This window comes from Amycolatopsis roodepoortensis, from assembly GCF_024628825.1.
Lineage (GTDB): Bacteria > Actinomycetota > Actinomycetes > Mycobacteriales > Pseudonocardiaceae > Amycolatopsis > Amycolatopsis roodepoortensis.
The window spans coordinates 640,464-665,771 of sequence record NZ_CP102415.1 but is presented as its reverse complement, the minus strand read 5'-3'; the positions used below and the strand labels follow the sequence as shown (position 1 = coordinate 665,771).

General features: G+C 69.2%; 25 protein-coding genes. 11 read left to right on the top strand and 14 right to left on the bottom strand.

Going from position 1 to position 25,308, the window contains the following annotated elements; all coding sequences use genetic code 11:
- Positions 1-12 precede the first annotated feature (12 nt).
- Positions 13-570 carry a CGNR zinc finger domain-containing protein gene (locus NQK81_RS03270; protein WP_257486989.1) on the top strand — a complete coding sequence of 186 codons (558 nt, stop codon included), beginning with the start codon at positions 13-15 and terminating at the stop codon, positions 568-570.
- Here the strand turns inward: NQK81_RS03270 and NQK81_RS03265 are convergent.
- Complete coding sequence (locus tag NQK81_RS03265) at positions 559-1,311, bottom strand: PIG-L deacetylase family protein (protein ID WP_257486988.1); 753 nt, start codon at positions 1,309-1,311, stop codon at positions 559-561. The two genes, NQK81_RS03270 and NQK81_RS03265, sit on opposite strands and share 12 nt — an antisense overlap.
- Before the next feature lie 177 nt (positions 1,312-1,488).
- Here NQK81_RS03265 and NQK81_RS03260 point away from each other — a divergent pair, with 177 nt between their 5' ends.
- Entirely contained in the window at positions 1,489-2,568 is a 1,080-nt protein-coding gene (locus NQK81_RS03260) for a glycoside hydrolase family 5 protein (protein WP_257486987.1), read from the top strand.
- Positions 2,569-2,640: 72 nt separating this feature from the next.
- Here NQK81_RS03260 and sigJ read toward each other — a convergent pair whose 3' ends face one another.
- The 4 genes from sigJ to NQK81_RS03240 form a co-directional block, all read right to left on the bottom strand.
- The gene (sigJ, locus tag NQK81_RS03255; RefSeq protein WP_257486986.1) at positions 2,641-3,528 is read right to left on the bottom strand and encodes an RNA polymerase sigma factor SigJ; all 888 of its coding nucleotides are present in this window, start codon (positions 3,526-3,528) and stop codon (positions 2,641-2,643) included.
- Between the two features lie 65 nt (positions 3,529-3,593).
- Complete coding sequence (locus NQK81_RS03250) at positions 3,594-4,940, bottom strand: FtsX-like permease family protein (protein ID WP_257486985.1); 1,347 nt, start codon at positions 4,938-4,940, stop codon at positions 3,594-3,596.
- 93 nt (positions 4,941-5,033) lie between these two features.
- Entirely contained in the window at positions 5,034-6,068 is a 1,035-nt protein-coding gene (locus NQK81_RS03245; protein WP_257486984.1) for a (4Fe-4S)-binding protein, read from the bottom strand.
- A complete protein-coding gene (locus NQK81_RS03240; RefSeq protein ID WP_257486983.1) occupies positions 6,065-7,246 on the bottom strand; it encodes a thiolase family protein in 1,182 nt (393 codons plus the stop codon). Before NQK81_RS03240 ends, NQK81_RS03245 begins: the two co-directional genes overlap by 4 nt.
- An 89-nt stretch (positions 7,247-7,335) precedes the next feature.
- Between NQK81_RS03240 and NQK81_RS03235 the strand changes: the two genes are divergently transcribed.
- Positions 7,336-7,782, top strand: coding sequence for a winged helix-turn-helix transcriptional regulator (locus NQK81_RS03235; protein WP_126732904.1), 447 nt, complete (start codon positions 7,336-7,338; stop codon positions 7,780-7,782).
- 167 nt (positions 7,783-7,949) lie between these two features.
- On the opposite strand, the gene NQK81_RS03230 is transcribed toward NQK81_RS03235, so the two are convergent.
- Together NQK81_RS03230 and NQK81_RS03225 are read right to left on the bottom strand one after the other, a co-directional pair.
- Positions 7,950-8,528, bottom strand: a complete 579-nt coding sequence (locus tag NQK81_RS03230) for a DUF2867 domain-containing protein (protein ID WP_257486982.1) — start codon at positions 8,526-8,528, stop codon at positions 7,950-7,952.
- Complete coding sequence (locus NQK81_RS03225; RefSeq protein WP_257486981.1) at positions 8,525-8,809, bottom strand: antibiotic biosynthesis monooxygenase family protein; 285 nt, start codon at positions 8,807-8,809, stop codon at positions 8,525-8,527. The genes NQK81_RS03230 and NQK81_RS03225 overlap by 4 nt, the downstream gene beginning before the upstream one ends.
- A 93-nt stretch (positions 8,810-8,902) precedes the next feature.
- Here NQK81_RS03225 and NQK81_RS03220 point away from each other — a divergent pair, with 93 nt between their 5' ends.
- Positions 8,903-9,469 (top strand): TetR/AcrR family transcriptional regulator, encoded by a 567-nt coding sequence (locus NQK81_RS03220; RefSeq protein WP_257486980.1) that lies wholly within the window; start codon positions 8,903-8,905, stop codon positions 9,467-9,469.
- Positions 9,459-9,926, top strand: a complete 468-nt coding sequence (locus NQK81_RS03215) for a hypothetical protein (RefSeq protein ID WP_257486979.1) — start codon at positions 9,459-9,461, stop codon at positions 9,924-9,926. The genes NQK81_RS03220 and NQK81_RS03215 overlap by 11 nt, the downstream gene beginning before the upstream one ends.
- On the opposite strand, the gene NQK81_RS03210 is transcribed toward NQK81_RS03215, so the two are convergent.
- The 3 genes from NQK81_RS03210 to NQK81_RS03200 are packed head-to-tail and all read right to left on the bottom strand — an operon-like array spanning position 9,901 to position 11,608.
- The gene (locus NQK81_RS03210; RefSeq protein ID WP_257486978.1) at positions 9,901-10,047 is read right to left on the bottom strand and encodes a hypothetical protein; all 147 of its coding nucleotides are present in this window, start codon (positions 10,045-10,047) and stop codon (positions 9,901-9,903) included. The genes NQK81_RS03215 and NQK81_RS03210 overlap by 26 nt on opposite strands.
- A complete protein-coding gene (locus tag NQK81_RS03205; RefSeq protein ID WP_257486977.1) occupies positions 10,044-11,261 on the bottom strand; it encodes a hypothetical protein in 1,218 nt (405 codons plus the stop codon). The genes NQK81_RS03210 and NQK81_RS03205 overlap by 4 nt, the downstream gene beginning before the upstream one ends.
- Positions 11,258-11,608: a cupredoxin domain-containing protein gene (locus NQK81_RS03200; RefSeq protein WP_257486976.1), complete on the bottom strand. Its 351-nt coding sequence runs from the start codon at positions 11,606-11,608 to the stop codon at positions 11,258-11,260. Before NQK81_RS03200 ends, NQK81_RS03205 begins: the two co-directional genes overlap by 4 nt.
- 111 nt (positions 11,609-11,719) lie before the next feature.
- Between NQK81_RS03200 and NQK81_RS03195 the strand changes: the two genes are divergently transcribed.
- From NQK81_RS03195 to mptB, 6 genes are all read left to right on the top strand, one after another.
- On the top strand, positions 11,720-13,510 hold the full coding sequence (locus NQK81_RS03195) for a hypothetical protein (protein WP_257486975.1): 1,791 nt from the start codon (positions 11,720-11,722) through the stop codon (positions 13,508-13,510).
- Between the two features lie 394 nt (positions 13,511-13,904).
- Positions 13,905-15,689: an ABC transporter substrate-binding protein gene (locus tag NQK81_RS03190; RefSeq protein ID WP_257489985.1), complete on the top strand. Its 1,785-nt coding sequence runs from the start codon at positions 13,905-13,907 to the stop codon at positions 15,687-15,689.
- Positions 15,690-15,697: 8 nt separating this feature from the next.
- Complete coding sequence (locus NQK81_RS03185) at positions 15,698-16,729, top strand: ABC transporter permease (protein ID WP_257486974.1); 1,032 nt, start codon at positions 15,698-15,700, stop codon at positions 16,727-16,729.
- Complete coding sequence (locus NQK81_RS03180) at positions 16,726-17,631, top strand: ABC transporter permease (protein WP_126732914.1); 906 nt, start codon at positions 16,726-16,728, stop codon at positions 17,629-17,631. The genes NQK81_RS03185 and NQK81_RS03180 overlap by 4 nt, the downstream gene beginning before the upstream one ends.
- Positions 17,628-19,298 (top strand): nickel ABC transporter ATP-binding protein NikE, encoded by a 1,671-nt coding sequence (nikE, locus tag NQK81_RS03175; RefSeq protein WP_257486973.1) that lies wholly within the window; start codon positions 17,628-17,630, stop codon positions 19,296-19,298. Before NQK81_RS03180 ends, nikE begins: the two co-directional genes overlap by 4 nt.
- Before the next feature lie 14 nt (positions 19,299-19,312).
- Positions 19,313-20,875 (top strand): polyprenol phosphomannose-dependent alpha 1,6 mannosyltransferase MptB, encoded by a 1,563-nt coding sequence (gene mptB / locus NQK81_RS03170; RefSeq protein WP_257486972.1) that lies wholly within the window; start codon positions 19,313-19,315, stop codon positions 20,873-20,875.
- 415 nt (positions 20,876-21,290) lie between these two features.
- Here the strand turns inward: mptB and NQK81_RS03165 are convergent, their stop codons facing one another.
- From NQK81_RS03165 to NQK81_RS03150, 4 genes are read right to left on the bottom strand one after another with little or no spacing between them, the layout of a single operon-like run.
- Positions 21,291-21,707 carry a TIGR03668 family PPOX class F420-dependent oxidoreductase gene (locus NQK81_RS03165; protein ID WP_257486971.1) on the bottom strand — a complete coding sequence of 139 codons (417 nt, stop codon included), beginning with the start codon at positions 21,705-21,707 and terminating at the stop codon, positions 21,291-21,293.
- A 13-nt stretch (positions 21,708-21,720) separates the two neighbouring features.
- Entirely contained in the window at positions 21,721-22,347 is a 627-nt protein-coding gene (locus tag NQK81_RS03160; protein ID WP_257486970.1) for a class I SAM-dependent methyltransferase, read from the bottom strand.
- A gap of 47 nt (positions 22,348-22,394) precedes the next feature.
- Positions 22,395-23,282: a S66 peptidase family protein gene (locus tag NQK81_RS03155; protein ID WP_257486969.1), complete on the bottom strand. Its 888-nt coding sequence runs from the start codon at positions 23,280-23,282 to the stop codon at positions 22,395-22,397.
- A complete protein-coding gene (locus tag NQK81_RS03150; RefSeq protein WP_257486968.1) occupies positions 23,279-25,219 on the bottom strand; it encodes a S9 family peptidase in 1,941 nt (646 codons plus the stop codon). Before NQK81_RS03150 ends, NQK81_RS03155 begins: the two co-directional genes overlap by 4 nt.
- Positions 25,220-25,308 lie beyond the last annotated feature (89 nt).

Here is a 25,308-nt window from a genome sequence, read left to right as displayed (position 1 = left end):
GGGAGGGGCGGAATGGCTGACGAGCACCATGCGGTGCGGCTGGAAACCGGGGTCACGCTGGTCAACGCGTTGACCGGGGAGCATGTCCACGGCAGGCCGAAACCAGCCCTCCGGGGCCAGGAACTGGTCCGCGCCGCCGCTGAAGCGCTCGGGAACGGTCAGGTCGATCTCCTGACCGCGGAGAGGCTGCGGAATCTCGCGTCGCGGCTGCGGGAGATCATCGAGTCGCTGTCCCGGCGGGATCCGGACCTGGCGGCCGGGCTGCTCAACCGGATGCTCGTCGACAGCAAGGCCCGGCCATCCCTGCATCGCGACGGCGAACAGTCGTGGCATCTGCGTTTCCACGGTCCCGAAGCCGACCTCGTCCAGCGTTGGGCGGCAGGCCTCGCGGTGGCCGTGGCCGCGGCGCTCGGCGACGACATCCCGCATCGCGTCGGATTGTGCGCGGCGCCGCGGTGCGACCAGGTGTACCTCGACGCGAGCCAGGCGCAGATCAAGCGGTTCTGCGGGCTGGCCTGCCAGAACCGGGTGAAGGCCGCCGCGTACCGCGCCCGCCGGTCAGGATCGTGAGCCTCGCGGTGTCGCGTCGACGTACCACTCGCGGCTGAACACGAGGCCGAAGAGCGGCGCCGGAAGCCTGGTGATCACGCGCATCAGCGGAGCGAGCCTGCCGTTCCCCTTCACCTGCGACGAATGGGCGGCGATCGCGGCCTGCTTCTGGCGCGCGAAGCGCCGGACGTCGAAGGTGTGCGTGATCTCGGACTTGGCGCTGTACGCCCGAAGAAGCGCGTCGACGTCGTAGCGGAACGGGATCCGTGCCAGGCGTACGAACCGGACCAGGCGTGCGACGGCGTCGCGGGGGATCGTGGCCTCCAGGAGGCGGACGTCGGCGGTGAGTTCCGCCGCCCGTTTGCCGACCTCGTGCACCTTGACGTGGTCGCGGTGACCGTAGCCGCCGTTGCGGTCGTAGCTCAGCAGGACCGAAGCGCCCTCTTCGCGCAGGATCGCCACGAGCCGAGCCGCTGCTTCGTCGGTGCTCGCGCGGACGAAGCGGACCCAGCCCGGCGGGTCCGGATAAAGGATCGCGCCGTGACCGCTGCCGGCGTAACCGAGATGGACGACGCGCGCGACGCCCAGCACCTTCGCGCTCGCCTCGAGTTCGGCCCGGCGCGGTGCGTCCGCGCCCTGCATGCCGATCGTGGCGACGACGAGGACGACCCGGTGGCCGTCCGCGGCGGCGCGGGCGAGGGTGCCGCCGGTCAGCAGGGCTTCGTCGTCCGGATGGGCGTGGAAGGCCACGATGGTGGTCACGCTCAGAGCATGCCAGTGGTCGTCGAAACGGTGGGTGGTGGACTCTTGACCGTCCGTCGACCCTGTGGGTAATCTCCCCTTTACTTTCCAATAGTAAGGAAAGTTTCCTATTTAACTCCGCCGCCCTGACCGTCGGCGCGCCAACGTCGGTGCCGTCGACGCGAGAGGAGAAGCCGAATGCGTTGGGACAAGATCCGTCTCCGGGTGACGGCCGCACTGGCCGCCGGACTGCTGGCACCGGTCGCGGCCGCGAGCACCTCGATGGCGACCGAGACCGCGGCAGGGCCCGCAACGCAGGCAGCCGCCGCGCTGCCGCCGGGCAGTCCGGCGGCGATCAACGGACAGCTGAAGGTCTGCGGCCTCCAGCTCTGCAACTCCGCAGGCAAGCCGATCCAGCTCCGTGGCATGAGCACCCACGGGATCCAGTGGTACAGCCAGTGTGTGAAAACCGCTTCGCTCGACGCGCTGGCCAACGACTGGAAGGCCGACGTCCTCCGGATCTCGATGTACATCCAGGAAGGCGGCTACGAGACCAACCCGCGCAAGTTCACCGACATGGTGCACTCCTACATCGAAGAGGCCACCAAACGCGGGATGTACGCCCTGGTCGACTGGCACCAGCTCACCCCCGGCGACCCGAACGCCAACCTCAGCCGCGCCAAGACGTTCTTCACCGAGATCGCCCAGCGGCACAAGGACAAGACCAACATCATCTACGACATCGCGAACGAGCCCAACAACGTCAGCTGGGACCGGGTCCGCAGCTACGCGGAGCAGATGATCCCGGTCATCCGCGCCCAGGACTCCGACGGCGTCGTGCTCGTGGGCACGCACGGCTGGGGCTCGCTCGGCATCTCCGACGGCCGCAACGAGACCGACATCATCAACAACCCGGTCCGCGCCAGCAACTTCATGTACACGTTCCACTTCTACGCGGCGTCGCACAAAACCGAGTACTTCAACGCGCTGAGCCGCGCCGCGAGCAAGATCCCGCTGTTCGTGACCGAGTTCGGCACCCAGACCGCCAGCGGTGACGGCGGGAACGACTTCACCAACTCGCAGAAGTACCTCGACTTCCTCGCGTCGAAGAAGATCAGCTGGACCAACTGGAACTTCTCCGACGACAGCCGTTCGGGCGCGGTGTTCAAGCCGGGCACCTGCTCGGGCAGCTCGTTCACCGGCACGGCTCCGCTGAAGCCCGCCGGTGTCTGGATCCGGGACCGCATCCGCACCGCGGACAACTTCCCGACCTCCTGATCCCGGCGGCGCGCAGGTCAGGAAAGGGTCGTTCAGGACGAAAAATGTCCTGAACGACCCTTTCCCGACACTTCAGCCGAGCGGTTCGAAGTCCAGCGCGGCGAGCCGGTCCGGATCGGCGAGGATGTCGATCGCCGCGATCTTCCCGCCCACGACGGTGAACGCGAAGACCGTCGTCGGGACGCCGTCCTTGGTGACCACCATCCCGGCCGCGCCGTTGACCAGCGCGGGCCGCAGCTCCCCGCCCTCGCCCGCCGTCCGGAACATGAGCGCCTGGCTCGCGATCGTGGCCGCCCCGCGCACGAAACGCGACGTTCCCGCCGGAGCGGCGCCGCCCTCGGCGCGCAGGATGACGTCCGGGTCGAGCACCGAAACCAGTGCGTCGAAGTCGCCACCCCTGGCGGCGGCGAAGAACGCGTCGACAACGGCCCGCTGACGGCTCAGATCCGCGTCGGGGACCGTCGGCGAGCCCTGCAGACGGCGGCGCGCGCGGCTGGCGAGCTGCCGGGTCGCCGCGGAGGACCGGCCCACGATCGGCGCGATCTCGTCGAACGGCAGGGCGAACATGTCGTGCAGGACGAACGCCAGCCGCTCGGCGGGGTCCAGGGTGTCGAGCACGACCAGCAACGCCAGCCCGACCGAGTCCGCCAGCAGGGCCTGGTGCTCCGGGTCGATCCCGCCCTCACGGCCGATGATCGGGTCGGGGAGCTGCGCGCCGACCGGCTCCTCCGGTCGCGATTTGCGGGAGCGCAGCATGTCGAGGCAGATCCGGCCGACGACGGTGGTCAGCCAGCCGCCGAGGTTGTCGACGTCGCCGGAGTCCGACCGGCTCAGCCGCAGCCAGGCCTCCTGCACGGCGTCGTCCGCTTCGCTCAGCGAACCGAGCATCCGGTACGCCACCGCCCTCAGATGCGTCCGGTGCCCTTCGAAGCGCCGCGCCAGCCAGTCGTGTTCGTCCACGGTCCCCATCCTTCATCGATCAGTCGTAACCCTGACGCGTGGGGGATCGGAGATGTGACAGGCCTTCAGCCGCGGGTGCCCGCCTGGATCGCCGGGGTGCGCATCGCCTTCGCCGCCGCGCCCAGATGCGAACCGAGCGTCAGGGTCACCGCGACCGCGACGATGGCGAGATAGACCCCGATCGTCGCGTCCGGCACGGGCCCGCCGGTCCTGGCGACGCTGTAGGGGATCACGGTGACGGCCGCGGCGAGCGAGCCGAACAGCACGCCGACCACCACCAGGACGGTGCCTTCGGTCCCGACGAGCCGCAGGACCTGCGACGGTGTCGAACCGATGAGCCGCTGCTGACCGAACTCTCGGCGGCGTCCGATGATCGCGGCCACGACGGTGTTCACCAGCATGACGGCGGCGAACAGGGCGATCATGCCGACGACGACGTAGTTCAGGGTCTCGATACTGCTCGCGATCCCGGCCGGCGCGGTGACGGCGGCGTTCTCGATGGCCTGCATGTACAGCGTCCCGGTCGCGATGCCGGTGAACAGGATGATCGGCACCAGGACCCCGGCCATCTGACGGCTTCGGACCCGGAGGTGCGCCACCGTGAGGTGGCCGCTGACGCCCGCGCGTCGCAGCGGAGCGGCCAGCGCGGCCGCGATCGGGCCGAGCAGCACGGGGGAGAGGAGCGCCAACCCGATCGCGGCGAGGATCGCGCCCTGGCCGCCGATCGCCATCAGCGCGGGTTCGGTCCCGGTGAACACGGTCATCGTCACCACGCCGCAGCCGAGCCCGGAAGCCAGCACGATCGCGGCGCCGGCCGCGCGGAGCCGGCTGGTCCGCCGGGTGTCGACGCCCGCCTCGCGGATCGCCTCCACCGCTCCGCGCCGGGCTACCTGCCGCGCGGAGACCGTCGCTGCCGCCAGGGCCGCGAGCAGCGTGATGCCGGTGCCCATCGTGACCGCGATCGGACCGAACCGTGCCTCCAGCCCGGCCGGTACGCGGCCCGTGTCACCGAGCAGCGCGACCAGCCATCGTCCGGCGAAGACCGACGGCACGACGGCGGTGGCCGCGGCGAGGACCGCGACGGCCGCCGCCTCACCGACGATCATCCGGCCGATCTGCGACGGCGTCGCGCCGGCGCTCTTCAGCAACGCCATCTCCGCGGCGCGCTGCCGGATCAACAGTGAGAGCGTCGACAGCGTCGCGAACAGGACGATCACCAGGCCCCAGCCGCCGACGACGCTCGCCATGATCAGCAGCGTCTTCGCGGTCTCCGGGCCGGCGGCGGCGCGGGTGTCGAGAAGGGACGCGAACGTCATCAGGATCGTGGCACCGAAGAACAGCGCGACGAAGCTCGCGAGGAATCCGGTGGGACGACGGCGGAGCGACGAGAACGCCAGTCTGATCGCGATCATGCGAAAGGTCCTCCCCAGGCTTTGCCGCCAGACTAGGGAGCGCGGACGGCGCCTGGCATGGGACAGGCCCCCGTGCGCGGGGTAGGGGCGGCCCTACCGCCGCGGGTAGCCGCCGTCGACCTCCTTCACCGGTTTGTGCGGGAACCGGCGTTCGGCGTAGGCCTTCGCCGCCGATCCTTCTCGCACGTACAAGGTCTCCACCTTGTCCTGCAACGGTTTCACGACGGTCCCGAGGAAGCCGCGCCGGTCTTCGAGGTACGGGCCGAGCACGTCCTCGCCCGCCGGGCAGACCGCCATGCAGTACGCGGCCTTGTAGTTCGGCTTGAACGCGAGGCTCTGCCACATCGACACGTTCTCCGAGTCGCTCACCCTGGACCGGAAGTCGGCGGCGTCCTCGCTGTCGGCCACGGTCTGGGCCCAGTCGGTGAAGCCGCTCATGAACTCGCGGTAGTTGTGCGTCGAACAGGCGAGGAAGTCGAATTCGCCGGTCTTCGAGATCGCCCCGATGGGACAGGCGGCGACGCAGAGCTTGCACTCCAGGCAAGGGTTGTAGTCGAGCGGCTCGCCGTAGGTGGATACCTCGGCGTCGACGAGCAACGTCGCGAGGAGAACGAAGTTGCCGAACTTCGGGTGGATGACGTTGCGATGTAGGCCCATCGCGCCGAGACCGGCCGCGACGGCGACCGTCTTGTGCGCGACGACCCAGATCCGGCCCGGATAGTGCTCCATCTCCATCGGGAACGTCGCGGACGGGTTGATCGCGCGGTAGCCGGCGTCCTGCAGCGTCCGGACGATCGTGTGCCCGGCCTCGTTGATGATCTCGCCGGTGCGGTGGAACTCCTGGTTGGCGACGCTGCGGGCGGGGGAGCGAACGTCGTCACGGTTCATCCGCACCACGAGCGAGACGAGGGTCTTGGTGCCGGGCAGGGCGCGCTCGACGTGCTCGCGTTCGCCCGCCAGATCGGGATGGCCGAGCGAGACCGCGGCCGCGTCGTCGGCGCCGGCGGCGAGGCAGATCTCCTTGAGCCAGGCCGCGTCGATCACCGGCGACGGCTTGTCCCGCGGTTCGGCGAGCACGGCCCGCACCGACGGATGGTCCGTCAGCTTCTTGGGCAGCCTGCCGGTCACAACGCCTCCAGGATGGTCGCGTTGGCCTGGCCGCCGCCTTCGCACATCGCCTGCAGGCCGTACCGGGCGCCGTGGTGGTGGAGCGCGTTGACCAGGGTGCCCATCAGCCGGGTCCCGCTCGCGCCGAGCGGATGGCCCAGCGCGATCGCGCCGCCGTGGACGTTGACCTTGGCCGGGTCGGCCCCGGTTTCCTGCTGCCACGCCAGCACGACACTGGCGAACGCCTCGTTGATCTCGAAGAGGTCGATGTCCGCCAGGCGCAGACCTGCGCGCCGCAGCACCTTTTCCGTCGCCGGGATGACCCCGGTGAGCATGAGCAGCGGGTCGGATCCGGTGACGGCGAAACTGTGCAGGCGGGCGCGAGGGCGGAGGCCCAGCCGGGCCGCGGTCTCGCTGGAGGTGATCAGCAGGGCGGAGGCGCCGTCGTTGATCGGGCTGCTGTTGCCCGCGGTCACCGACCAGTCGATCTGCGGGAAACGTGCGGCGACGGCCGGATCCTGGAACGCCGGGCGCAACTTGGCGAGCGTTTCGAGGTCGGTGCCGGGCCGGACGGACTCGTCGGTGGACACCCGGCCCGACGGTGTCTCGATCGGCACGATCTGGCTCGCGAACCGCCCGAGTTCGTGTGCCCGCGCCGCCTTCCGGTGCGAGCCCATCGCGAACTCGTCCATCGCCTGACGGCTGAGCGACCATTTGGCGGCGATGAGTTCGGCACTGATCCCTTGCGGCACCAGGCCTTCCGGATAGCGTTCGGCGACGCCGGGGCCGAGCGGGTCGGTGCCCGGCAGCACGTTCGACCACATCGGGACACGGCTCATGGACTCGACCCCGCAGGCGATGACGACGTCGTACGCGCCCGCCATCACTCCCTGAGCGGCGAAGTGCACGGCCTGCTGGCTGCTCCCGCACTGCCTGTCGACGGTGGTCGCGGGCACGCTTTCGGGCAGCCCGGCCGCGAGCGCCGCCCACCGCGTGACGTTCTGGGCCTGTTCGCCGACCTGGTCGACCGCGCCGCCGATGACGTCGTCGATCAGCTCCGGGTCGATGCCGTTGCGCCGGACGAGGGCCTGCAGCGTATGGGCGAGCAACTGGACCGGATGGACCCCGTGCAGGGCACCACCGGGCTTTCCCTTGCCGATCGGGGTACGGACGGCGTCGACGATGACCGCGTCGTGCACGGCTGCCTCCAGTAGTGAGTTGGTATCTCCAACTCACTGTGGCATCGAGTGGGTTGGAAATCAAGACTCACTGGGTTTACGCTGGTCGCATGACCGAAGGACCGAGGGACTGCTCGATCGCCAACGCGATGGAGGTGATCGGGGAGCGCTGGAGCCTGCTCGCGCTGCGCGAAGTGTTCTTCGGTGCGCGGCGGTTCGATCAGATCGTGCGCAACACCGGGGCGAGCCGGGACATCCTGACCGCGCGGCTGCGGAAGCTCGTCGAGACGGGGATTCTCGAGAAACGGCTCTACGAGGAGCACCCGCCGCGCTACGAGTACGTGCTCACCGAGGCGGGGCACGCGCTCAACCACGTGCTGCTGAACCTCATGGCGTGGGGCGACGCGTACGTCACCGAGGGGCCGCCGCCGACGGTGTGGCGGCATTCGTGCGGCGAGGTCCTCGCGCCGGAGACCGTCTGCGCGCACTGCCGCGAACCGGTGCGGGAGAAGGACATGACGCTGGTGCGGAGCAGCCGCCGCGCCAAGGCCTCGTGAGTGCTAGGACGGTTAGAACCGTCCTGGCCACTCACGAGACTTGACCCGATCCGGTACCGGTGTTCCTCGCTCGCCCGAGCATGTCGCGAAAGCCACTTTCGAGACGTCTGGTGTCCCGAAAGTGGCTTTCGCGACGCCGCCTCCGGAACCCACACACGAGGTCGGGATCAGGAGCGGGCGGCCCATTCCCGCGCGATCATCCGCATGAGCGCCGGGTAGATGATCGCGTACCGGAACGGCTTGATGAATCCCATGTACACCCGGCCGAACAGGCCGTTGGGCTTGACCAGCACCGCCATCTGGCCGCGATGTCCGCCCTGCCCGTCTTCGACCCAGGTGATGTGCAGGACCCCGTGCATCGTCCGGTTCGCCATTTCGGCGGCGAATTCGTCGTCGAGCCGGTAGATCGGGGTGAACGGCAGCCAGTCCTCGTCCGGTCCGGTGGGAGTGTCGCGGAGGTCCTCCGGCAGCCTGCCGCGCAGCGATCCGACGCGGGTGTCGAGTCCGGAGGTGCGTTCGTCCAGGCCCAGCAGGTTTCCGAGCTTCCAGCGCAGCGCCCACAGCGCCCGGACAGGGAGCGGCGCGCCGTCCGGGAAATTCCCCGACGAGAACTGCTTCACCAGCTTACCGAAATCGTCCGGCCCGCCGGGGGTATCGAGCGCCCAGACGTCTTCGAGGTCGAAGTCGCCGGCGATTTCGTGGATCCGCCACGAGCGGGCGGTGTGGGCCGTGTTCGCGAGTTTCATGCCGACACCAGCTGGACGATCTCGCGCAGACGGACCTCGCGGTCGTCGAAGGCGACGTCCACGTCCGCCGATCCGAGAGCCTGCATCGAGGCCGCCTGTGCCGCCTCGGATTCCCAGCGCACGATCGACACCACGGCGTCGCCGGCGGCGGTGACCCAGCATTCGGCGGCGAGACAGCCCGGAGTGGAGCGCAAGACGTCCGCGACTCGCCGGACGCGCGAGACGAATTCGTCGTGATGATCGGTGTGCGGGTAATGCGTGGCCACGAATCCGACAGTCATCGTCGTTGTTCCTCCCAGTGAACTTCCGCCATCTATACGATAGCGTATATATCGTCCTCGTGGTGCCGGAGTGACGGGAGATACGGTGATCCCATGGCCGCCGAAACCCGGACCCCGCCGAGCGCCTGGATCGACGCGGGACTGCACGCCCTCGCCGCCGGAGGTCCCGACGCCGTGCGCGTCGAGGCGCTCGCGAAAGCCCTGGGCGTCACCAAAGGCGGTTTTTACGGTCATTTCGCCGATCGGGGCGCACTACTGGAGGAAATGCTCGCCACGTGGGAGCGGATGAGCACAAACCTGCTCTTCGAGAGCGTGGAGAGCGAAGGCGGTGACGCCAGGGCGAAGATCCGGCGCGCGGGTCTGCTCGCCGGCGATCGTCTCCTGCCGATCGACCTCGCCATCCGGGATTGGGCCCGGCGCGACGCGGTGGTGGCCGAACGGCTCCGGCGGGTCGACAACCAGCGGATGGACTACCTGCGTTCCCTCATGCGCGAGATCGTCGCCGACGAGGACGAGGTCGAAGCCCGCTGCCTGCTCGCGTTCTCGCTCCTGATCGGCAAGCACTTCATGGCCGCCGACCACGGTGGCCGTACCCGGGAAGAGGTCACCGAGCTGGCCGGAGCGCTCCTTCTCGGCGGCGGTCCCGGTCATGGAATTTGAGGCGGGCCAACGGCTCCTGGCCTTCCTGCGCGAGCTTCAGGCGGTGAAGGTCGCGGATTCGACGTGGAAGTTCGGCGGCCCGGAGTGGGAAGTGGCGGTGGACGTCGTGCCGCGCCGCTGGCTCGCGTTGGCGTTCGAGGCGCTGGACCCCGTGACGGGCAGGCTCGCCACCTATGACATCGACACCGACCTGTACGACCTGACGCGGGACGATCAGCGTGATTTCGCGGAGGATATCGAGCGCGACATCATCGAGTTCCTCGACAACCTGAGCAAGGGAGCCGTCCTGCGGGGAAACCACGGCAAGAAGTTCGTGCTCGTCTTCCCTTTGGACGGTGCCTACATCCGTGTCGTCCAAGGTCGCTTCGCGGGAAGCGCGTCCACGTACCCCGATCTCGCCGCCGCGCTGGCCGGTGGTGACTACGTCCCCCTCAGTCGTCCTCGTCCTCGGGCGTAGTCGGGACCTGCTTGCGCGCGACGTAGATGAGCAGCCCGATGATCGCCACGGGGCCGACGAAGATGAGGATCTCGTCCCAGCCGCCCTGGTGCATCATCACCACCCGCGCCGCGCTGGTCATGAGCCGGAGACCAGCGCGATCCCGAGCGCGGTGTAGCCGATCATCAGCGCCAGCATGGGGTACTGGCCCACCTTGACGTAGTTCGCGCGCAGCACGCCGACGGAACGGTCATGGGCCGAGGTTACGGCCAGCACGTGCCCGGCGACGATCCCGGCGATCTGCACCAGTGCGATCACGCCGGTCGAGACGACCGTGTAGTCGATCGCGCGGCCGAAGCCCTGCTGCCCGGAGAACACGGCGAACGAGAAGTAATGCGCGACCGTGTAGCCGACCATGATCGGGATCAACGACGGCGCGAACGCGGGATACGGGTCGAACCCCCGGCGCAGATACGGCCTGGTCAGGCTGATGGCGCCCGCATAGGCGCCGTAGGTGAGCGCGATACAGACCGCGAGCCCGGCGGTGCCGCCGAGGACACCGGCGTCCAGCGACGTCCAGAACGGAAGCCGGGTGAGGCCGTCGAACGCCGTCGAGCCGAGCACCACCAGCACCAGCGCGGTCAGCCAAGGCGCGGGGGAGACGGTGAGCAGGCCGTCCAGCGGATTCCTGATCACCAGACGCCCATCGGCCCGCCTGCCGAACGGGGAAAGCGCCGCGATCAAGCGCGCGTAGACCTCGAAGGCGTCACCGCGGTCGAACCAGCGCGGACCGAACACCGCGCCGAGAGCAATGTGTATAACGGCATACACGGTGGCGAAGAGGGCGATCGCCCGTGGCGAGTCGGAATACGGGAACACGAGTTCCAGCCAAAGGAAAGCCAGGAGGCCGACGATCGCGGGCAGGTAACCCAGCCGGTCCGGGAGTTCGCGATGGCGCGCGGGGATCAGCGCCGCGATCGTCCTCAGTGGATTCAATCGCGTCCAGACCGGACCGAACAGCAGGGAAAGCGGGACCAGTCCGACCCAGAACCAGACGTAGAACCAGGCCGGAGCGGGGTTGTCGGCCGAGTTGCCGGGACCCGCCCACGCCATCGCCAGAAAACCTGCGAACAGCGCGACGCCGAGCACGCGCATCGCGATCCGCGAGAACCCGGCGTCGACGAACCGTTGCAGGGGGAGAGGGCGGCCGGCGTCGGCGCCGCGGAGTTTGGGCTCCTTCCAAAGCACGGTGAGCGCGAAGAAGGAGACCACGACGGCCGCCGCTCCCGCGTAGAGGGCGAGCCACAGCGGGACCGGCAGGTCGGACCGGCCGCCGAGACCGTGCGCCAGGATCATCCGCTCACCCGGAGCTTGGTCACCGCCGCGCCGCTCTTGTGCAATTCCACCTCGAAGATCCCATCGATGTTCGCGGTGAAGGCGACCGTCCCCGGCACCCCGGGCGCCAGCTGGGTGGCCTTGTCGTAGCCGTGGACGTGCAGTTCGTCTGGCTGGTCGGAGGTGACTTCGAGCGCGACATTCTCGCCGGTGCGCACCGCGACCTCCTCCGGCCCGGCCGTGCGCTTGCCCTCGGTGACCGAGAACTTGACGGTCCGGGTGCCGGTGCCCGGCGCCTGCTCGGAACCGGCCGAACAGCCGGTCACGGTCAGCAGTGCGGCCACGGTGATCGCGCCGATCCTCCGCATCGAGGTGCCTCCAAGTCGTACGCCCCGGCTTGCCCGCCCGGGACCTTGCGCCTATCGTGTTACCCCAAGGTAACAGTTACTTAGGTTAGCAGGAAGGCGAGAACGGTGTTCATGGCTCAGGAGAGCCCGCCTGCCGGCGGCGCGCAATTCGGGCAGATCGTCATCGCGGGCCTGATGTTCACCGCGGTCTTCCTGCCCTTGGCCCTCTTCGTGCTCCGCGAGCGCGCGGGGAAGCGGACGGTCTTCGGCCGTGTCGCCGACTGGATGGGTGAGTTCAGCGGTCTGCCGCGCTGGGCGGCGCTGCCGATGTTCGTCGCCTTCCTCTCCGGGATGTCGGCGCTGATCGGCGTCTACTGGGACGTGCCGATCCACATGGAACTCGGCCGCGACGAAGGTCCGCTCGCGAACCCGTCGCACTACCCGATCTACTTCGGACTGATGGGCATCTTCGCCAGCGGCGTGCTCAGCGCGACCCTCGCGACCAAGGACCTGCCCAAGCGCACGTTCAAGATCGGCCCGCACTGGCGGGCGCCGATGGGCTCCATCCAGATGATGGCGACCGGTCTGGTCGGCATCGCCGGATTCCCGCTCGACGACGTCTGGCACCGCCTGTTCGGCCAGGACGTCACCGAATGGGGGCCGACGCACGTCCTGATGATCGGTGGCGGCGTCTGTGTCGTGCTGGGGCTGCAACTGCTGCTCGGCGAGGCGCGTCAGGTCGGCGCGACCGGGCCGGTCGTGCGGCTGCTCGGCCCGGTGCTCGCCGGTGCCTGGATGATGGGCGCTTCGGCGTTCCTGATGGAGTTCGACCTCGGCGTCCCGCAGTTCCCGATGCTGTCGCAGGTCGTGCTCGTCGGCCTGATCGGCGCCTGGACGCTGACCTACGGGCGGCTGTCCTGGGGGCCGGGCGGCGCGCTGATCGTGCTCGCGGTCTTCCTCGCGTCCCGCGCTTCGTTCGCCGTCATCCCGCTGTTCGCCGACCTGCACGTGGCGTCACTGCTGCCATACGTCGCCGAGGCGCTGATCATCGAGGTCGTCGCCCTCGCGATGCGTAACCGGAAGGGCTACACGTTCGCCGCCGTCGCCGGTCTGCTCGTGGGGACGGCCGGGATGCTCGCCGAGGCGGCGTTCACCCAGTGGCTGATGCCGAACCCGTGGCCCGCCGCCCATCTGCCGCTGTTCGTCCTGTTCGGGACCGGCGCGGCCCTCGCGGGCGCGTTCATCGGTGTCTGGCAGTACCAGCGAGTGGAGGAGACGGCGACGCGGGTGCCCGCGGCCGGCCCCCGTCACTCGGTCGGTCTCGTCGGCGCTTTGGGGGCGGTGGCGCTGATGTCCTCGGTCGCCGTCCCGCAGGATCCGGAGCCGGGATTCACCGCCGACGTCCGGCTGACCGAGGCCGCGACCGGCCTGCCGATCTCGAACCCGCACGGTGGCGGCACACCGCGCTGGGTCGACGCGACGGTGACGATCTCGCGGCCGGACCTGGCCGACGACGCCGTGTGGCTCAACGGTTTCGCTTGGCAGGGCGGCGACTTCTACACGGCGCCGCTGGAGAAGATCGGCGACGGGGTGTACCGCACCGCCCAGCCGTTGCCGGTGTTCGGCCAGTGGAAGACCGGGATCCGGGTGCACGTCCCGAACCGGGTGATGGGGCTCGCCCCGATCTACGCGCCCGCCGACCCGGCCGCGAACGCGCCGTCGATCGACGCGACGTCCGGCACGCGCCCGTTCATGTCGGAGATCGAGTTCCTGCAGCGGGAGCGGAAGTCGGAGACGCCCGCCGTGCTGTGGACGGTCGCGTACGTGACCGTCGGGCTCATCTTCGCCGGTATGTGGGCGCTGTTCGCGTGGCTCTACGCGGCCGCCGCCACCGCGCGGCGGCGTGAGGTCTCCGTCGGCTGACTTCTCCCGCGTTTCGTCCTCTGGATGCGGTACTTGCGTGTGCAACCACCGCATCCAGAGGACGAAACGCTTTGCTCTCACTTCGTCGCACGTATCGATTGGGCATCATCGCGCGCAAGGCTTCTGCAAGCACGCTTCCCTTGAATGCCCAGGACACTGCACGTCCCGCCCGCTCGCGCACTGAAACGGTGACACAGGGCAATGCCGGTGAGACTCAACGTAGCTGTCGAGCACGCGACGGCATCCGCTGTGCACGATCGGTATTGGCGAGTCATTGCGCGGTTACCGCGACATGTGGTTACTTTTCCGCTTCGGGGGTTGGGTTACAGCGAGTTTCGATGGGGTGGTCTTCGTGCGCACAGAGCGTTTTCCCAGGCGACGGCGCGGTCTTCGCGTGGTCGCGGTCCTCGCCGCTTCGGCGGTCGCGACGGTGCCTTTCGTGCCCACCGCGGCGGCGCAGCAGCAGGGCAAGGTGCTCCGGGTGGCGCTCACGACCGGCATCGACCACCTGAACCCCTTCACCGCCCAGCTGGCGGCGTCGACACAGGTCGGCCGGTTCAACTACGAGTTCCTGACCCTGCCCTCGGCCGAGGACACCCAGCCCACGGGCGGGATCGCCGAGTCGTGGAAGACCTCCGACGACAAACTCACCTGGACCTTCACCATCCGCCAGGGGATGAAGTGGTCCGACGGCAAGCCGATCACCGCGCAGGACCCCGCGTACACCTTCCAGCGGATGCTCGACGACGAGAACGCCCGCACCGCGAACGGCAGCTACGTCACCAACTTCGCCTCGGTTTCGGCGCCGGACGACAAGACGCTCGTCATCAAGACCAAGGCCCCGCAGTCGAGTATGACCTCGCTCGACGTCCCGATCGTGCCCAAGCACATCTGGGAGCCGATCAAGGATCTCAACGCCCCCTCGACCGACGACATGTCCGTCGTCGGTGTCGGCAGCGGGCCGTACCTGCTGACCGAGTACAAGAAGAACGAGTTCGTGAAGTTCAAGGCGAACAAGGACTACTGGCGCGGGGCGCCCAAGGTCGACGAGCTGCAGCTGCTGCAGTTCAAGGACGCCGAGGCCGCGGTCAACGCCCTGAAGCAGGGCGAGGTCGACGTCATCAACCGGCTCACGCCGACCCAGTTCGACGCGCTCAAGGGCGAGAAGAACATCACCACGAACAAGGCACCGGGCCGCCGGTACAACGAGCTCATCATCAACTTCGGCGTCAAGAACGTCCTCGACCAGCCGATCGGTGACGGCAACCCGATCCTGAAGGACATCCGCGTCCGCAAGGCGATCGCGCAGGCCATCGACACCAAGACCATCGTGGACAAGGTGATGAACGGCTACGGCCAGCCCGGAACCGGTGTCGTGCCCGCCATCTACAAGGCCTACACCTGGTCCCCGTCGGACGCCGAGAAGACCAAGTTCGACATCGCGGCCGCGAACGCCACCCTCGACCAGGCGGGCTACGCCAAGGGCGCGGACGGCATCCGCGTCGCGCCCGGCGGCGCGAAGCTGGAGTTCCGGCTCGCCGGTCACGCGAACCGGCCGTTCGACCAGCGTGTCGCGCAGTTCGTCAGCGGCTGGCTCAAGGACGTCGGCATCGGTGTCAAGCAGGAACTCGTCTCCGACGACGAACTGGACGACCGCACCACCGCGGGCAACTACGACCTCGCGATCTCCGGCTACGGCACCTCGCCCGACCCGGACTACGCCCTCAGCCTCAACACCTGCGCCGGCCGCCCGAACGCCGAGGGCAACGGCGGCAGCTCGGCGACGTTCTTCTGCGACCCGCGCTACGAAGACCTGTACAAGAAGCAGCTGACCGAGTTCGACCCGGCGAAGCGCGCCGAGCTCGTCAAGCAGGCGCAGGCCGTGCTGGCCGGTGAGTACGTCGACGTCGTCCTCGACTACGACAACGTGCTCGAGGCCTACCGGTCGGACAAGTTCTCCTCGTTCACCAAGCAGCCGCAGCCCGACGGCGCGATCCTCGAGCAGTCCGGTTACTGGGGCGTGTACGGCGCCACTCCGGCCGACGCGGCCGCCGCGGGTGCCGAGGAAAGCGGCAACACCGGCCTGTGGATCGGTATCGGCGCGGTCGTGCTCGTGGTGCTCGTCGGTGGCGGCGTGCTGCTGGGGCGGCGCGGCAAGTCGGCCGACGACCGGGAGTAAGGACCGCGTTGACCGAAGCACTCAGTTCCCTCGACAAGACCCCGGCGCTCGTCGATCCCGACGAGCGCCGGGGAGGGACCGGCACCGCCCGGTTCGTGCTCTCCAAGATCGGCGGCGCGCTGGCGAGCCTCGCGCTCGTCGTCGTGCTGGGGTTCTTCCTGTTCCGGACGCTGCCCGGCGACCCCGTGCGGTTCATGGTCCGCGACCGGCCGACCGATCCGAAGATGATGGCGGAACTGCGCGCGCAGATGGGCGTGGACAAGCCCTTGCTGCAACAGTTCTGGGACTACGTCGTCGGGCTGCTCCAGGGCGACATGGGCGTCTCGTACCTGCAGCGGCGTCCGGTGTTCGACATGGTCGGCGAGCGGTTGTGGCCGACGATCCTGCTGGTCGGCAGCGCGACCGTGCTCGCCGTCGCGCTCGGCCTGTGGCTCGGCGTCCGCGCGGGCTGGCGCCGGGGGAGCAGGTTCGACAAGGTCCAGACCGGGATCGCGCTGACGCTCTGGTCGGTTCCGCAGTTCTGGCTCGGCCTCATGCTGCTGGTGGCCACCAACGGCCTCTTTCCCAGCCGGGGCATGCATTCCCCGGACGTCGAGCCGGGCTTCTTCAGCGAAGGGCTCGACGTGCTCCACCACCTGGTGCTGCCGTGCGTGACCCTGCTGGTGGTGTTCTACGCGCAGTACATGCTGGTCATGCGGTCGTCCCTGATCGGCGAGATGAATTCGGACTACCTCACCACCGCACGGGCCAAGGGCCTGCGCGACGACCTCGTCCGCAAGCGGCACGCCGTGCCCAACGCCCTGCTCCCGACGGTGACGCTGGTCTTCATGCAGTTCGGAATGGTCGTCTCGGGCGCGGTCTCGGTCGAGGCCGTGTTCAGCTGGCCGGGGCTCGGGCAGCTGCTCTACGAAGCGCTCCGCGGGCCTGATCTGCCTGTCCTGCAAGGAGTCTTCGTCACCCTCGCGGGTGCGGTGGTGCTGATGAACCTGCTCGCGGAGTTGCTCTACCGCGTGCTCGACCCCAGGGTGCGGACGGCATGACCACAGCGGAAAAACCCGGTTCGATCGTCTGGCGCCGCCGCCGTGAGGCCGTGGCGAAGCGCTGGCACGAGTTCACGACGAACAAGGCGGGCGTCTTCGGGCTGGCCTTCCTCGGTGTCCTCACGCTGCTGGCCATCCTCGCGCCGGTGATCTCGGACGAGTCCGGTCTCGACGTCACCAAGGCCGAAGGCACTTCCCTGGACCCGCCCAGCGGGGAATTCTGGCTGGGCACCGACATCGACGGCCGTTCGGTGCTGCTGATGACGTTCTGGGGGGCGCGGATCTCGCTGCTCACCGGCTTCTCGGCGGCGTTCCTCTCGGTGCTGATCGGCACCGTCATCGGGATCGCGGCCGCGCATTTCGGCGGCTGGCTGTCCGGGCTCCTGCTGCGGTTCACGGACTTCTTCCTGGTGCTGCCGTCGCTCGTCCTGGCCGTGGCGCTCGCCTCGGTACTGGACCAGGGCACGATGACGGTGATCATCGCGATCGGCGTCACCGCCTGGCCCAGCACCGCGCGTCTGGTCCGCGCGCAGACCCTCACGATCGAGGGCCGCCCGTACATCGAGCGAGCGAAAGCGCTCGGCGGCGGGCACCTGCACATCGTCGGCAAGCACGTCCTTCCCGGTGTCATGCCGCTCGTGCTGGCCAACACCACGCTCGTCGTGGGCAACGCGGTCATCGCGGACGCGACGCTGGCGTTCCTCGGCGTCGGCAACCCGAACACCGTCTCCTGGGGAGCCATGCTGCAGACCGCCTTGAACAACGGCGCGATCAGCAAGGGCGCCTGGTGGAATCTGCTGCCGCCGGGTGTCGCGATCGTCGTGGTCGTCCTCGCCTTCACCCTCGTCGGACGCGCGCTGGAAACCGTGCTGAACCCGCGCCTGAAGGGACAGCACTCATGAGCCCCTTGCTGGAACTGAAGAACCTCGGCGTCACCTACGCCACCGGCGGCGGCGAGGTCGCCGCCGTCCGCGGCGTCGATCTCGTGCTCGAACCCGGCGACACCCTCGGTGTGGCGGGGGAGTCGGGGTCGGGGAAGTCGACGGTCGCGATGAGCGTGCTGCGGCTGCTCCCGCGGTCGGCGAAGGTCAGCGGGGAGATCCTGCTGGGCGGAGAAGACGTCACGGCCATGAAGTGGGGCAGGCTGCGCGCGGTGCGCTGGGCCGAGGCCTCGGTCGTCTTCCAGGGCGCGATGCACGCGCTCAACCCGGTACGGAAGATCGGCGAGCAGATCGCCGAGCCGATCCGCCTGCACCCGCCCGGTGGCAAGGCGCTGTCGGACGCCGACGTCCAGGCCAAGGTCAAGGAACTGCTCGAACAGGTCGACCTTCCGCCCGGCCGCGCCGGCGCGTACCCGCACGAGCTGTCCGGCGGCCAGAAGCAACGCGTCATGATCGCGATGGCGCTCGCCTGTTCGCCGCGGCTGATCATCGCGGACGAGCCGACGACCGCGCTCGACGTCGTCGTCCAGGCGCAGGTGCTCGACCTGCTGGGCAGGCTGGTCGCCGAACAGGGGATCGGGCTGATCATGATCAGCCACGACCTGTCGGTGCTGGCCGCCACCTGTCGTCGGATCGCGGTGATGTACGACGGCGAGATCGTCGAGGAGCGGCCGAGCGCGGAACTGATGAGCGCGCCGCAGCACGCGCACAGCAAGGCGCTGGCGGCCGCGTTCCCGACCGTGGGCGATCCGGTGTCCCGCTTCGCGCCCGCGACCAGCACGCCGCTGCCGCCGGAGCCGGAGCGCAGTGCCGACCAGCCCGCGTTGCTGGAAGCCGAGGACCTGCGCGTCACCTTCCGCGACCGCACCGGGAAGCGGATCAACGCGGTCGCCGGGGTAAGCCTCCAGGTGCGGAAGGACGAGATCGTCGCGCTCGTCGGCCAGTCCGGCTCCGGCAAGACGACGCTCGCCCGAACCCTGCTGGGGTTGCAGAAACCCGACTCCGGCGCGGTGCGATACGACGGCAAGCCGGTCCCGCTCGGCGGTGCGGGGCTCAAGGCGTACCGGCGCCAGGTCCAGCTGGTGCTGCAGGATCCGACGAGCGCGCTGAACCCGAACCACACGGTGTACGAGGCCGTCGCGGAAGGCCCCCGCATCCACGGAATGGGCGCGAACGAGCACGAGATCGTCACGAAGGCGCTCGAAGCGGCCGAGCTGCGGCCCGCGGCGAAGTTCCTCGACCGGCTCCCGCACGAGCTGTCCGGCGGACAACGGCAGCGGGTCGTCATCGCGGGCGCGCTCGCACTGGATCCCGGCGTGATCGTCGCCGACGAACCGGTGGCCTCGCTCGACGCGTCGGTACGAGGGGAGATCCTCGCGCTGTTGCTGCGCCTGCGGCGTGAACTGGGACTCGCCGGGCTGGTGATCACCCACGACCTCGGGCTGGCCTGGAACATCGCCGACCGGGTCGCCGTGATGTATCGCGGGGAGCTGGTGGAAGTCGGTACCGTGGAGGAGGTCCTGCTGGACCCGAAGCACGACTACACGAAGTCGCTGCTCGCCGCGTTGCCCGGTGGGACGGCGCGGGAAACACCCATTGCCGCGCACTCGCACAGGCGCGGTGTGTAACCTCCAATCTCGAAATGGCGACCACGACAGACCCCCAGCAGACGCCCTCGGCCGGTTCCCTCGGCGAGCGGCTCCGGGTGCCTTCCCGGTTCCCGTACCGCACGATCGCGATGGGAACCATCGGCAGCACGCTGCTGATGCTGGCGGCGCTCGGTGCCGGCGGCACTCTCGTCCGTGACCCGATATTGGGGCACGGACCGCTGTCGTGGATCCGCTACGGCCACGGCCGCATCCTCGCCAACGTGGTGCTCTACACGGGCTTCGCGCTGATCATCTGGGCGTGGGTCCGGCTGGGCCGCTACGCGCTCGCGGGCCGCATCGGCAGCCGCCCGATCGTCATCGCCGCCGCCTGCTGGATGGCGCCGCTGCTGGTGTCGCCGCCGCTGTTCACCCGCGACGTCTTCTCCTACCTCGCGCAGGGCGCGCAGCTGCTCAACGGCCTCGATCCGTACGCCAACGGCCCGGCCGAGCTGGCCGTGCTGCCGGACGTGGTGCAGAACGTCCATCCGCTGTGGCAGACCACGCCCGCGCCGTACGGCCCGCTGTTCCTGCTGGTCGCCAAGGCGATCGTCTCGGTCACCGGCAACGACATGATCGCCGGGGTCATCGCGACCCGGCTGGTGCTGATGATCGGCCTGATCGGGATGCTGTGGTCGCTGCCGCGCCTGGTCAAGCACCTCGGCGGCAAGCTGCCGATCACGCTGTGGCTCGCCATCGCCAGCCCGATGACGGTGATCCACCTCGTCGGCGGACCGCACAACGACCTGCTGATGCTGGGCTTCCTCACCGTCGGCGTGCTGGCCGCGCTGGAACGCAAACACGTCGTCGCCATCGTCCTGGTCACCATCGGCATGCTGATCAAACCCACCGCGGCGTGGGCGCTGCCGTTCCTGGTGTGGGTGTGGGCGAACCACCTGCCCGGTGACCGGAAGGTGGTCAACTTCTTCCGCGCGGGCGCCGCGTCGGTCGGGATCTTCCTGCCGGTGTTCGTCGCGGGCACCTGGCTGTCGCTCGGCTCGGTGAACCTCGGGTGGCTGACCGGCCTCAAGGCGCCGACGCTGATCGCGAACTGGATGAACTTCCCGACCGGGATCGGCGAGATCTTCTACTCGCTGGTGAACCTGGTGATCGACGTCGAGGTCTCGCCGTTCGTCACCGTCTTCCGGGCGATCGCGATGGTCGGCCTGTTCGTCTTCGCCGGCTGGCAGTGGTGGCTCGCCCGCGACGGCGGCTACCCGGCGATCCACCGGATGGCGATCGTGCTGCTGGCCGGCGCGATCGTCCCGCCGCCCTCGCTGCCGTGGTACCTGACCTGGGGTTTCGTCGTTCTTTCCGCGTTCGAATGGCGCCGCCGGAACCTCGCGGTCGTCGTCGCGGTGTCGGTGTTCGTGACGCTGGTCTACTACCCGACGGGGGAGCAGGCGCTGTACGACTGGTGGTTCATGGCCGGCGTCGTCGCGGCGAGCGTGTACGCGGCCGCTTCGCTGCTGCGGCCGGACCCGCTGGGGATCATCGCCGCTTGGCGGGGGAAGCCGGTGGAGCAGTTCCTGCCGGCCGAGGCTCCTCGCTCCTCTTGAGTTTCAGTACATGAAGGCCCCCTTCCTTGCGCTAGACGCAAGGAAGGGGGCCTTCATGTACCTGGGCGTGGATGCTGGGGCTTGGCCTTCACGGACTTTGGTAATCGCCACGCGCCCCATGTACGTCAGCAGTCACAAGGGTTGCGCGTGAAGGACCCCTTCCCTCGGCTCAGCCGAGGAAACTCGACCTTCCCCCAGTACATGAAGGACTCCATCCTTGCGCCTAGGTACAGGAAGGGGTCCTTCATGTACTCAGGAGGTCCGGCACCGGGGATGTCACGTGATCGACCGGACGAAACGCGAAGCGAGCGTGGCTGGTCCACGGAGCGACGGTCTCGCTCACCAAAAGTGTATAACGACCTATACGGCATGGCGACGGCCTTGTTGCCGTAAAACGGCAACAAGGCCAAAAAGCTCAGGAAGCGCGCCAACCGCTCCATGAGTGAACGAGCGTGGTCACCACGGCATGCGGGGGAGGCTGCGCCTCGTACTGCGGATACTTCTCCCGCAGCAGCCGCGCCGGCTGCGCCTGCTCGCCGGGATCGGTGAGCACCCGGGCGACACCGTCGGCCCGGGCCCACCACAGTCCGGCCCAGTCCTCGTCGTAGTGGTCGGTCAGAAAGCTGACCACCGGGTTCTCCGCGATGTTCCTCAGCCGCCGCAACGCCGTCGTGCTCTTGGGTTTGTGGTCGATCGCGAACGCCACCGAGTCGCCTTCGAGAACGAACGTCACCGGCACCACGTGGGGCACGCCGTCCGAACCCGTCGTCGCCAGCCTCGCTATCCGCTCGCCTTCGAACCGTGACCGGGCTTCGGCAGGCGTCATCCGCATGCCGTGACGGTACCTATCCCGAGCGGCGCACGCGGAGCACGTTGTCCGAACGCGTTCCCTGCTGGCCGTCCGGTCCCGGGAAGTCGCGGGTGATCAGCTCCTGTCGTTCCACGGTCCATTCGCCGTCGGCCAGTGCCAGCGATTCGAGCACCTCGGCGGTGGTCGGGAAGTGGACGTCCTTGTGCGGCGGCTCCTCCATCCACGTCGGCCAGCCCGCGTGACCCGCGACCACCAGCGTGCCGCCCGGCGCGACGGCTTCCGCGGCACGGCGGAGCGCCTTGTCCCGTTCGCCGTCGTCCGCGACGGGGGAGTGGAAGAACTGTGCGGAGACGAGGTCGAAACGTCCTTCCGGGAACGACTTCGCCAGGTCGTGGCGCTCCCAGACGATGCCCTCGACGCCGGCCTCGGCCGCGTGTGCGGCGGCGCGCTGGAGTGCGACGTCCGAGATGTCGACGGCGGTGACCCGCCAGCCCTGTCGCGTCAGCCAGATGGCGTCGCCGCCCTCGCCGCAGCCGAGATCGAGCGCCGTTCCCGGCGTGAGCGCGGCGACCTCGTTCACCAGGATCGGGTTCGCCTTCCCGCTCCAGACCTGATCCTTGTCCCGGTAGAAGTCTTCCCAGAACTGCTGTGTGGCATCCATGACCGCAAGATGCCCCCGCCCGGCTGGTTCCGCAAGTTCTCTTGCCGTTATGGCAAAACCAACAGCGTTCCCGCGCCGGCGTCGAGGGTGGCCCGTGCGCCGAGCGGGATGGTCGGCGACGCCGGGACGTGCCCGACACCGAAATCCCAGGCGATCGGGACGCCGAGCGGGCCGAGGCGGTCGAGCATCAGCGCCCGGATCGCCTCCGGCTCACCGCAGGACTTCCACGAGCCCAGCACGAACCCTCGAACGCCGTCGAGCCAGCCGGAACGCAGCAGTTGGGTCAGCATCCGGTCGATCCGGTAGGGGCTCTCGGTGACGTCCTCCAGCAGCACGAGCGCCTCACGCCCCGAGCCCTGCTCGGGCGTGCCGAGGCCTGCCGCGACAAGGGCTAGGTTGCCGCCGATGAGCGTTCCGGTCGCGGTGCCCGGCATCAGCGGCGACGACGTCGGTGAGGCGATCAGCCGCACGCTGTCCGGTTCGAACAACGACAGCCGCAGATGCTCGGCGGCCACCGCGTCGAACAGGGTGGTCGCGGGCATGGGAGAGAACAGCGTCTCCAGTCCCATGTGGACGTTCACCGCCCGGTGCAGCGCGGTGACGTCGCTCGATCCGCCGAACATCTTGGGCCCGGCCGCCCGCAGCGCCGTCCAGTCGAGGAGGTCGAGCATCCGCTGCGAGCCGTAGCCGCCACGGGCGGCGAGGACGCAGGTGACTCCCGGGTCCAGCCAGGCGCGGGTGAATTCGGCGGCCCGTGCCTCGTCGGAAGCCGACAGGTAACCGGCGGAGGCCGCGCGGACGCACTCGCCGACGTGGACCTCGACGCCCCAGCCGCGGAGCACCGGCAGCGCCTTCTCGACGAGGTCCGGCGGGACCGGCCCCGCCGGGGCGACCAAGGCGATCGTGTCACCCGGCCGTGTCTTCGGCGGCCTCACCGGCTCAGCCGGAGCTTCGGCACACCAGGCGTCTCGAAGCCGAGGATCTGACCGTAGAACGACAACTCCGCTTCTAGCGCGGCCACGATCGTCTCCGCCTTCCGGAAACCGTGCTGCTCGCCCTCGAACCTCAGGTAGGCGTGCTCGATACCGCGCCCTTCCAGCCCGGCCACGAACCGGTCCGCCTGCTCGGGCGGGCAGATCTCGTCCTCCAACCCCTGCAGGAACAGCAAAGGACCCGCGAGGGTGCCCGCGTTGTTGATCGGCGACCGATCCCGGTAGCGCTGCGCGGCCTCCGGCAGCGGACCGACCAGCCCGTCGAGATAGCGGGACTCGAAGTCGTGCGTCTCACCGCCGTCGCCGGTCCACTGCGTGAGGTCGAGGATCGGGTACATCACGGTGCCCGCGCGGTAGGTCGTGGTGGTGGTCAGCGAGGCGGCGGAGGTGTACCCGCCCGCGCTGCCGCCGCGGATTGCCAGCCTGTCGCCGTCGACGGTGCCTTCGGCGGCGAGGGCTTCGGCGACGGTGACGCAGTCGGCGACGTCGACGACGCCCCACTGTTCCCGCAGCCGCTCACGATAAACACGTCCGTAGCCGGTGGAGCCGCCGTAGTTCACGGTGACGACGGCGATCCCGCGGCTGGTGAAGTAGGCGATCTCGTAGTCGAGCACCGCGCTGTCCCGGCCGGTCGGCCCGCCGTGCGGGTAGACGAGCAGCGGCGGCAGTTCGCCGTCCGGCGCGGCGAAGTCGGCGTTCGCGGGGAGGTAGACGAAGGCGGGGATCCGGTCGCCGTCGTCGGTCTTGAAGATCCGTTCCTCGGGCGTCGACAGGTAGGCGGGCGACGGCGGTTCAGGTGCGGACGCGAGTTCGGTCACCGTCCCGCCGTCGAGACCGACCTTCACGACGGCACCTTCACGTTTCGGTCCCGCCGCGACGCCGACGATGCGGCCCTCGTGGACGGCGAAACCGTTGGTGGACCACGCGGTCAGCTCGGCGGCGGCCGCCACCGGAGTCACTTCCCGCGTCGCTTCGTCGAGGATGGCGAGCCTGCCCGACGCGATGACGGCGAACCTGCCGTCGCCGACCGGAGTGAACCAGCGCGTGCCGAGTTTCCACTGCGCGCCGCCGATCTCCTGTTCGACCGGGGCCAGGTTCTCGATGCCGCCGTCGAGTCCGACGCGGTGCAGGTTCCACCAGCCGTCCGGGTCGAGCAAGGCCAGCAGGCTGCCCGCCGACTCCCATTCGACCTGGCAGACGGAGATGTCGGCCGCGCCGGCGAGCACCCGGTGCGGCCCGAACGTCCCGTCCTCGCCGAGTTCGGCGACGCACAGTTCGGTGCCGTCCCAAGGCATCGCGGGGTGGTTCCAGCCGATCCAAGCCGCACGCTCGGCGTCCGGCGAGAGCCGTGGCGCGGTGAGGAAGTGATGGCTCGCGGTCAGAACCCGTTCCGGGCCACCGTCGAGGGGGACCGCGATGAGATCGCGGGCGATGTCGACGCGCCGGGGGCCGGTGCTGCGTTCGCGGACCAGCCACACCTCGCCGGGGAGGCCGGGCTGTAGGTCGCTGTAGCGGATCCCGTGCCGGGTCGCCGGTTCGGGGGTCAGCGGGGTCGTCTCGCCGGTGGTCAGGTCCCGGCGGTAGACGCGCTGATCCGCCCAGTGGGTGAAGACCAGGACGTCGCCGAGGACGAGCCAGGGCCGGCCGCCGTATTCGTGGACCCGGTTCCGGACGCTCCACGGAGCGGGAAGGACGTCTTCGACCGTGCCGTCGGCGCGGGACCGCACGAGGGTGACGCGACCGCCTTCACCGGTTCTCGCTTCGGCCCACCAAACCTCGTTTCCCACGGTATCGAGCCATTGCGCGCTGACTCCCGAGGCCGCGACAGCGGCGGCCGACAGGGGAGACGTCCAGGTGCCGTAAGGGGCGATCTCAACCACGGTTGAAGACTAGGTTCGTCCCTTTGCCCGTGGCGGCCCGGGGCGCGGCGGTTTCGCCCTGGGCTTAACCTTGGGGCGGCGGATGCCGA

Bases quoted from the DNA above. Each gene is read 5' to 3' on its own strand.
- NQK81_RS03270 (WP_257486989.1), top strand. From the start codon at position 13: ATGGCTGACGAGCACCATGCGGTGCGGCTGGAAACCGGGGTCACGCTG.
- NQK81_RS03260 (WP_257486987.1), top strand. From the start codon at position 1,489: ATGCGTTGGGACAAGATCCGTCTCCGGGTGACGGCCGCACTGGCCGCC.
- NQK81_RS03250 (WP_257486985.1), bottom strand. From the start codon at position 4,940: ATGATCGCGATCAGACTGGCGTTCTCGTCGCTCCGCCGTCGTCCCACC.
- NQK81_RS03235 (WP_126732904.1), top strand. From the start codon at position 7,336: ATGACCGAAGGACCGAGGGACTGCTCGATCGCCAACGCGATGGAGGTG.
- NQK81_RS03230 (WP_257486982.1), bottom strand. From the start codon at position 8,528: ATGAAACTCGCGAACACGGCCCACACCGCCCGCTCGTGGCGGATCCAC.
- NQK81_RS03225 (WP_257486981.1), bottom strand. From the start codon at position 8,809: ATGACTGTCGGATTCGTGGCCACGCATTACCCGCACACCGATCATCAC.
- NQK81_RS03220 (WP_257486980.1), top strand. From the start codon at position 8,903: ATGGCCGCCGAAACCCGGACCCCGCCGAGCGCCTGGATCGACGCGGGA.
- NQK81_RS03215 (WP_257486979.1), top strand. From the start codon at position 9,459: ATGGAATTTGAGGCGGGCCAACGGCTCCTGGCCTTCCTGCGCGAGCTT.
- NQK81_RS03210 (WP_257486978.1), bottom strand. From the start codon at position 10,047: ATGACCAGCGCGGCGCGGGTGGTGATGATGCACCAGGGCGGCTGGGAC.
- NQK81_RS03205 (WP_257486977.1), bottom strand. From the start codon at position 11,261: ATGATCCTGGCGCACGGTCTCGGCGGCCGGTCCGACCTGCCGGTCCCG.
- NQK81_RS03200 (WP_257486976.1), bottom strand. From the start codon at position 11,608: ATGCGGAGGATCGGCGCGATCACCGTGGCCGCACTGCTGACCGTGACC.
- NQK81_RS03195 (WP_257486975.1), top strand. From the start codon at position 11,720: ATGGCTCAGGAGAGCCCGCCTGCCGGCGGCGCGCAATTCGGGCAGATC.
- NQK81_RS03180 (WP_126732914.1), top strand. From the start codon at position 16,726: ATGACCACAGCGGAAAAACCCGGTTCGATCGTCTGGCGCCGCCGCCGT.
- nikE (WP_257486973.1), top strand. From the start codon at position 17,628: ATGAGCCCCTTGCTGGAACTGAAGAACCTCGGCGTCACCTACGCCACC.
- mptB (WP_257486972.1), top strand. From the start codon at position 19,313: ATGGCGACCACGACAGACCCCCAGCAGACGCCCTCGGCCGGTTCCCTC.
- NQK81_RS03165 (WP_257486971.1), bottom strand. From the start codon at position 21,707: ATGCGGATGACGCCTGCCGAAGCCCGGTCACGGTTCGAAGGCGAGCGG.
- NQK81_RS03160 (WP_257486970.1), bottom strand. From the start codon at position 22,347: ATGGATGCCACACAGCAGTTCTGGGAAGACTTCTACCGGGACAAGGAT.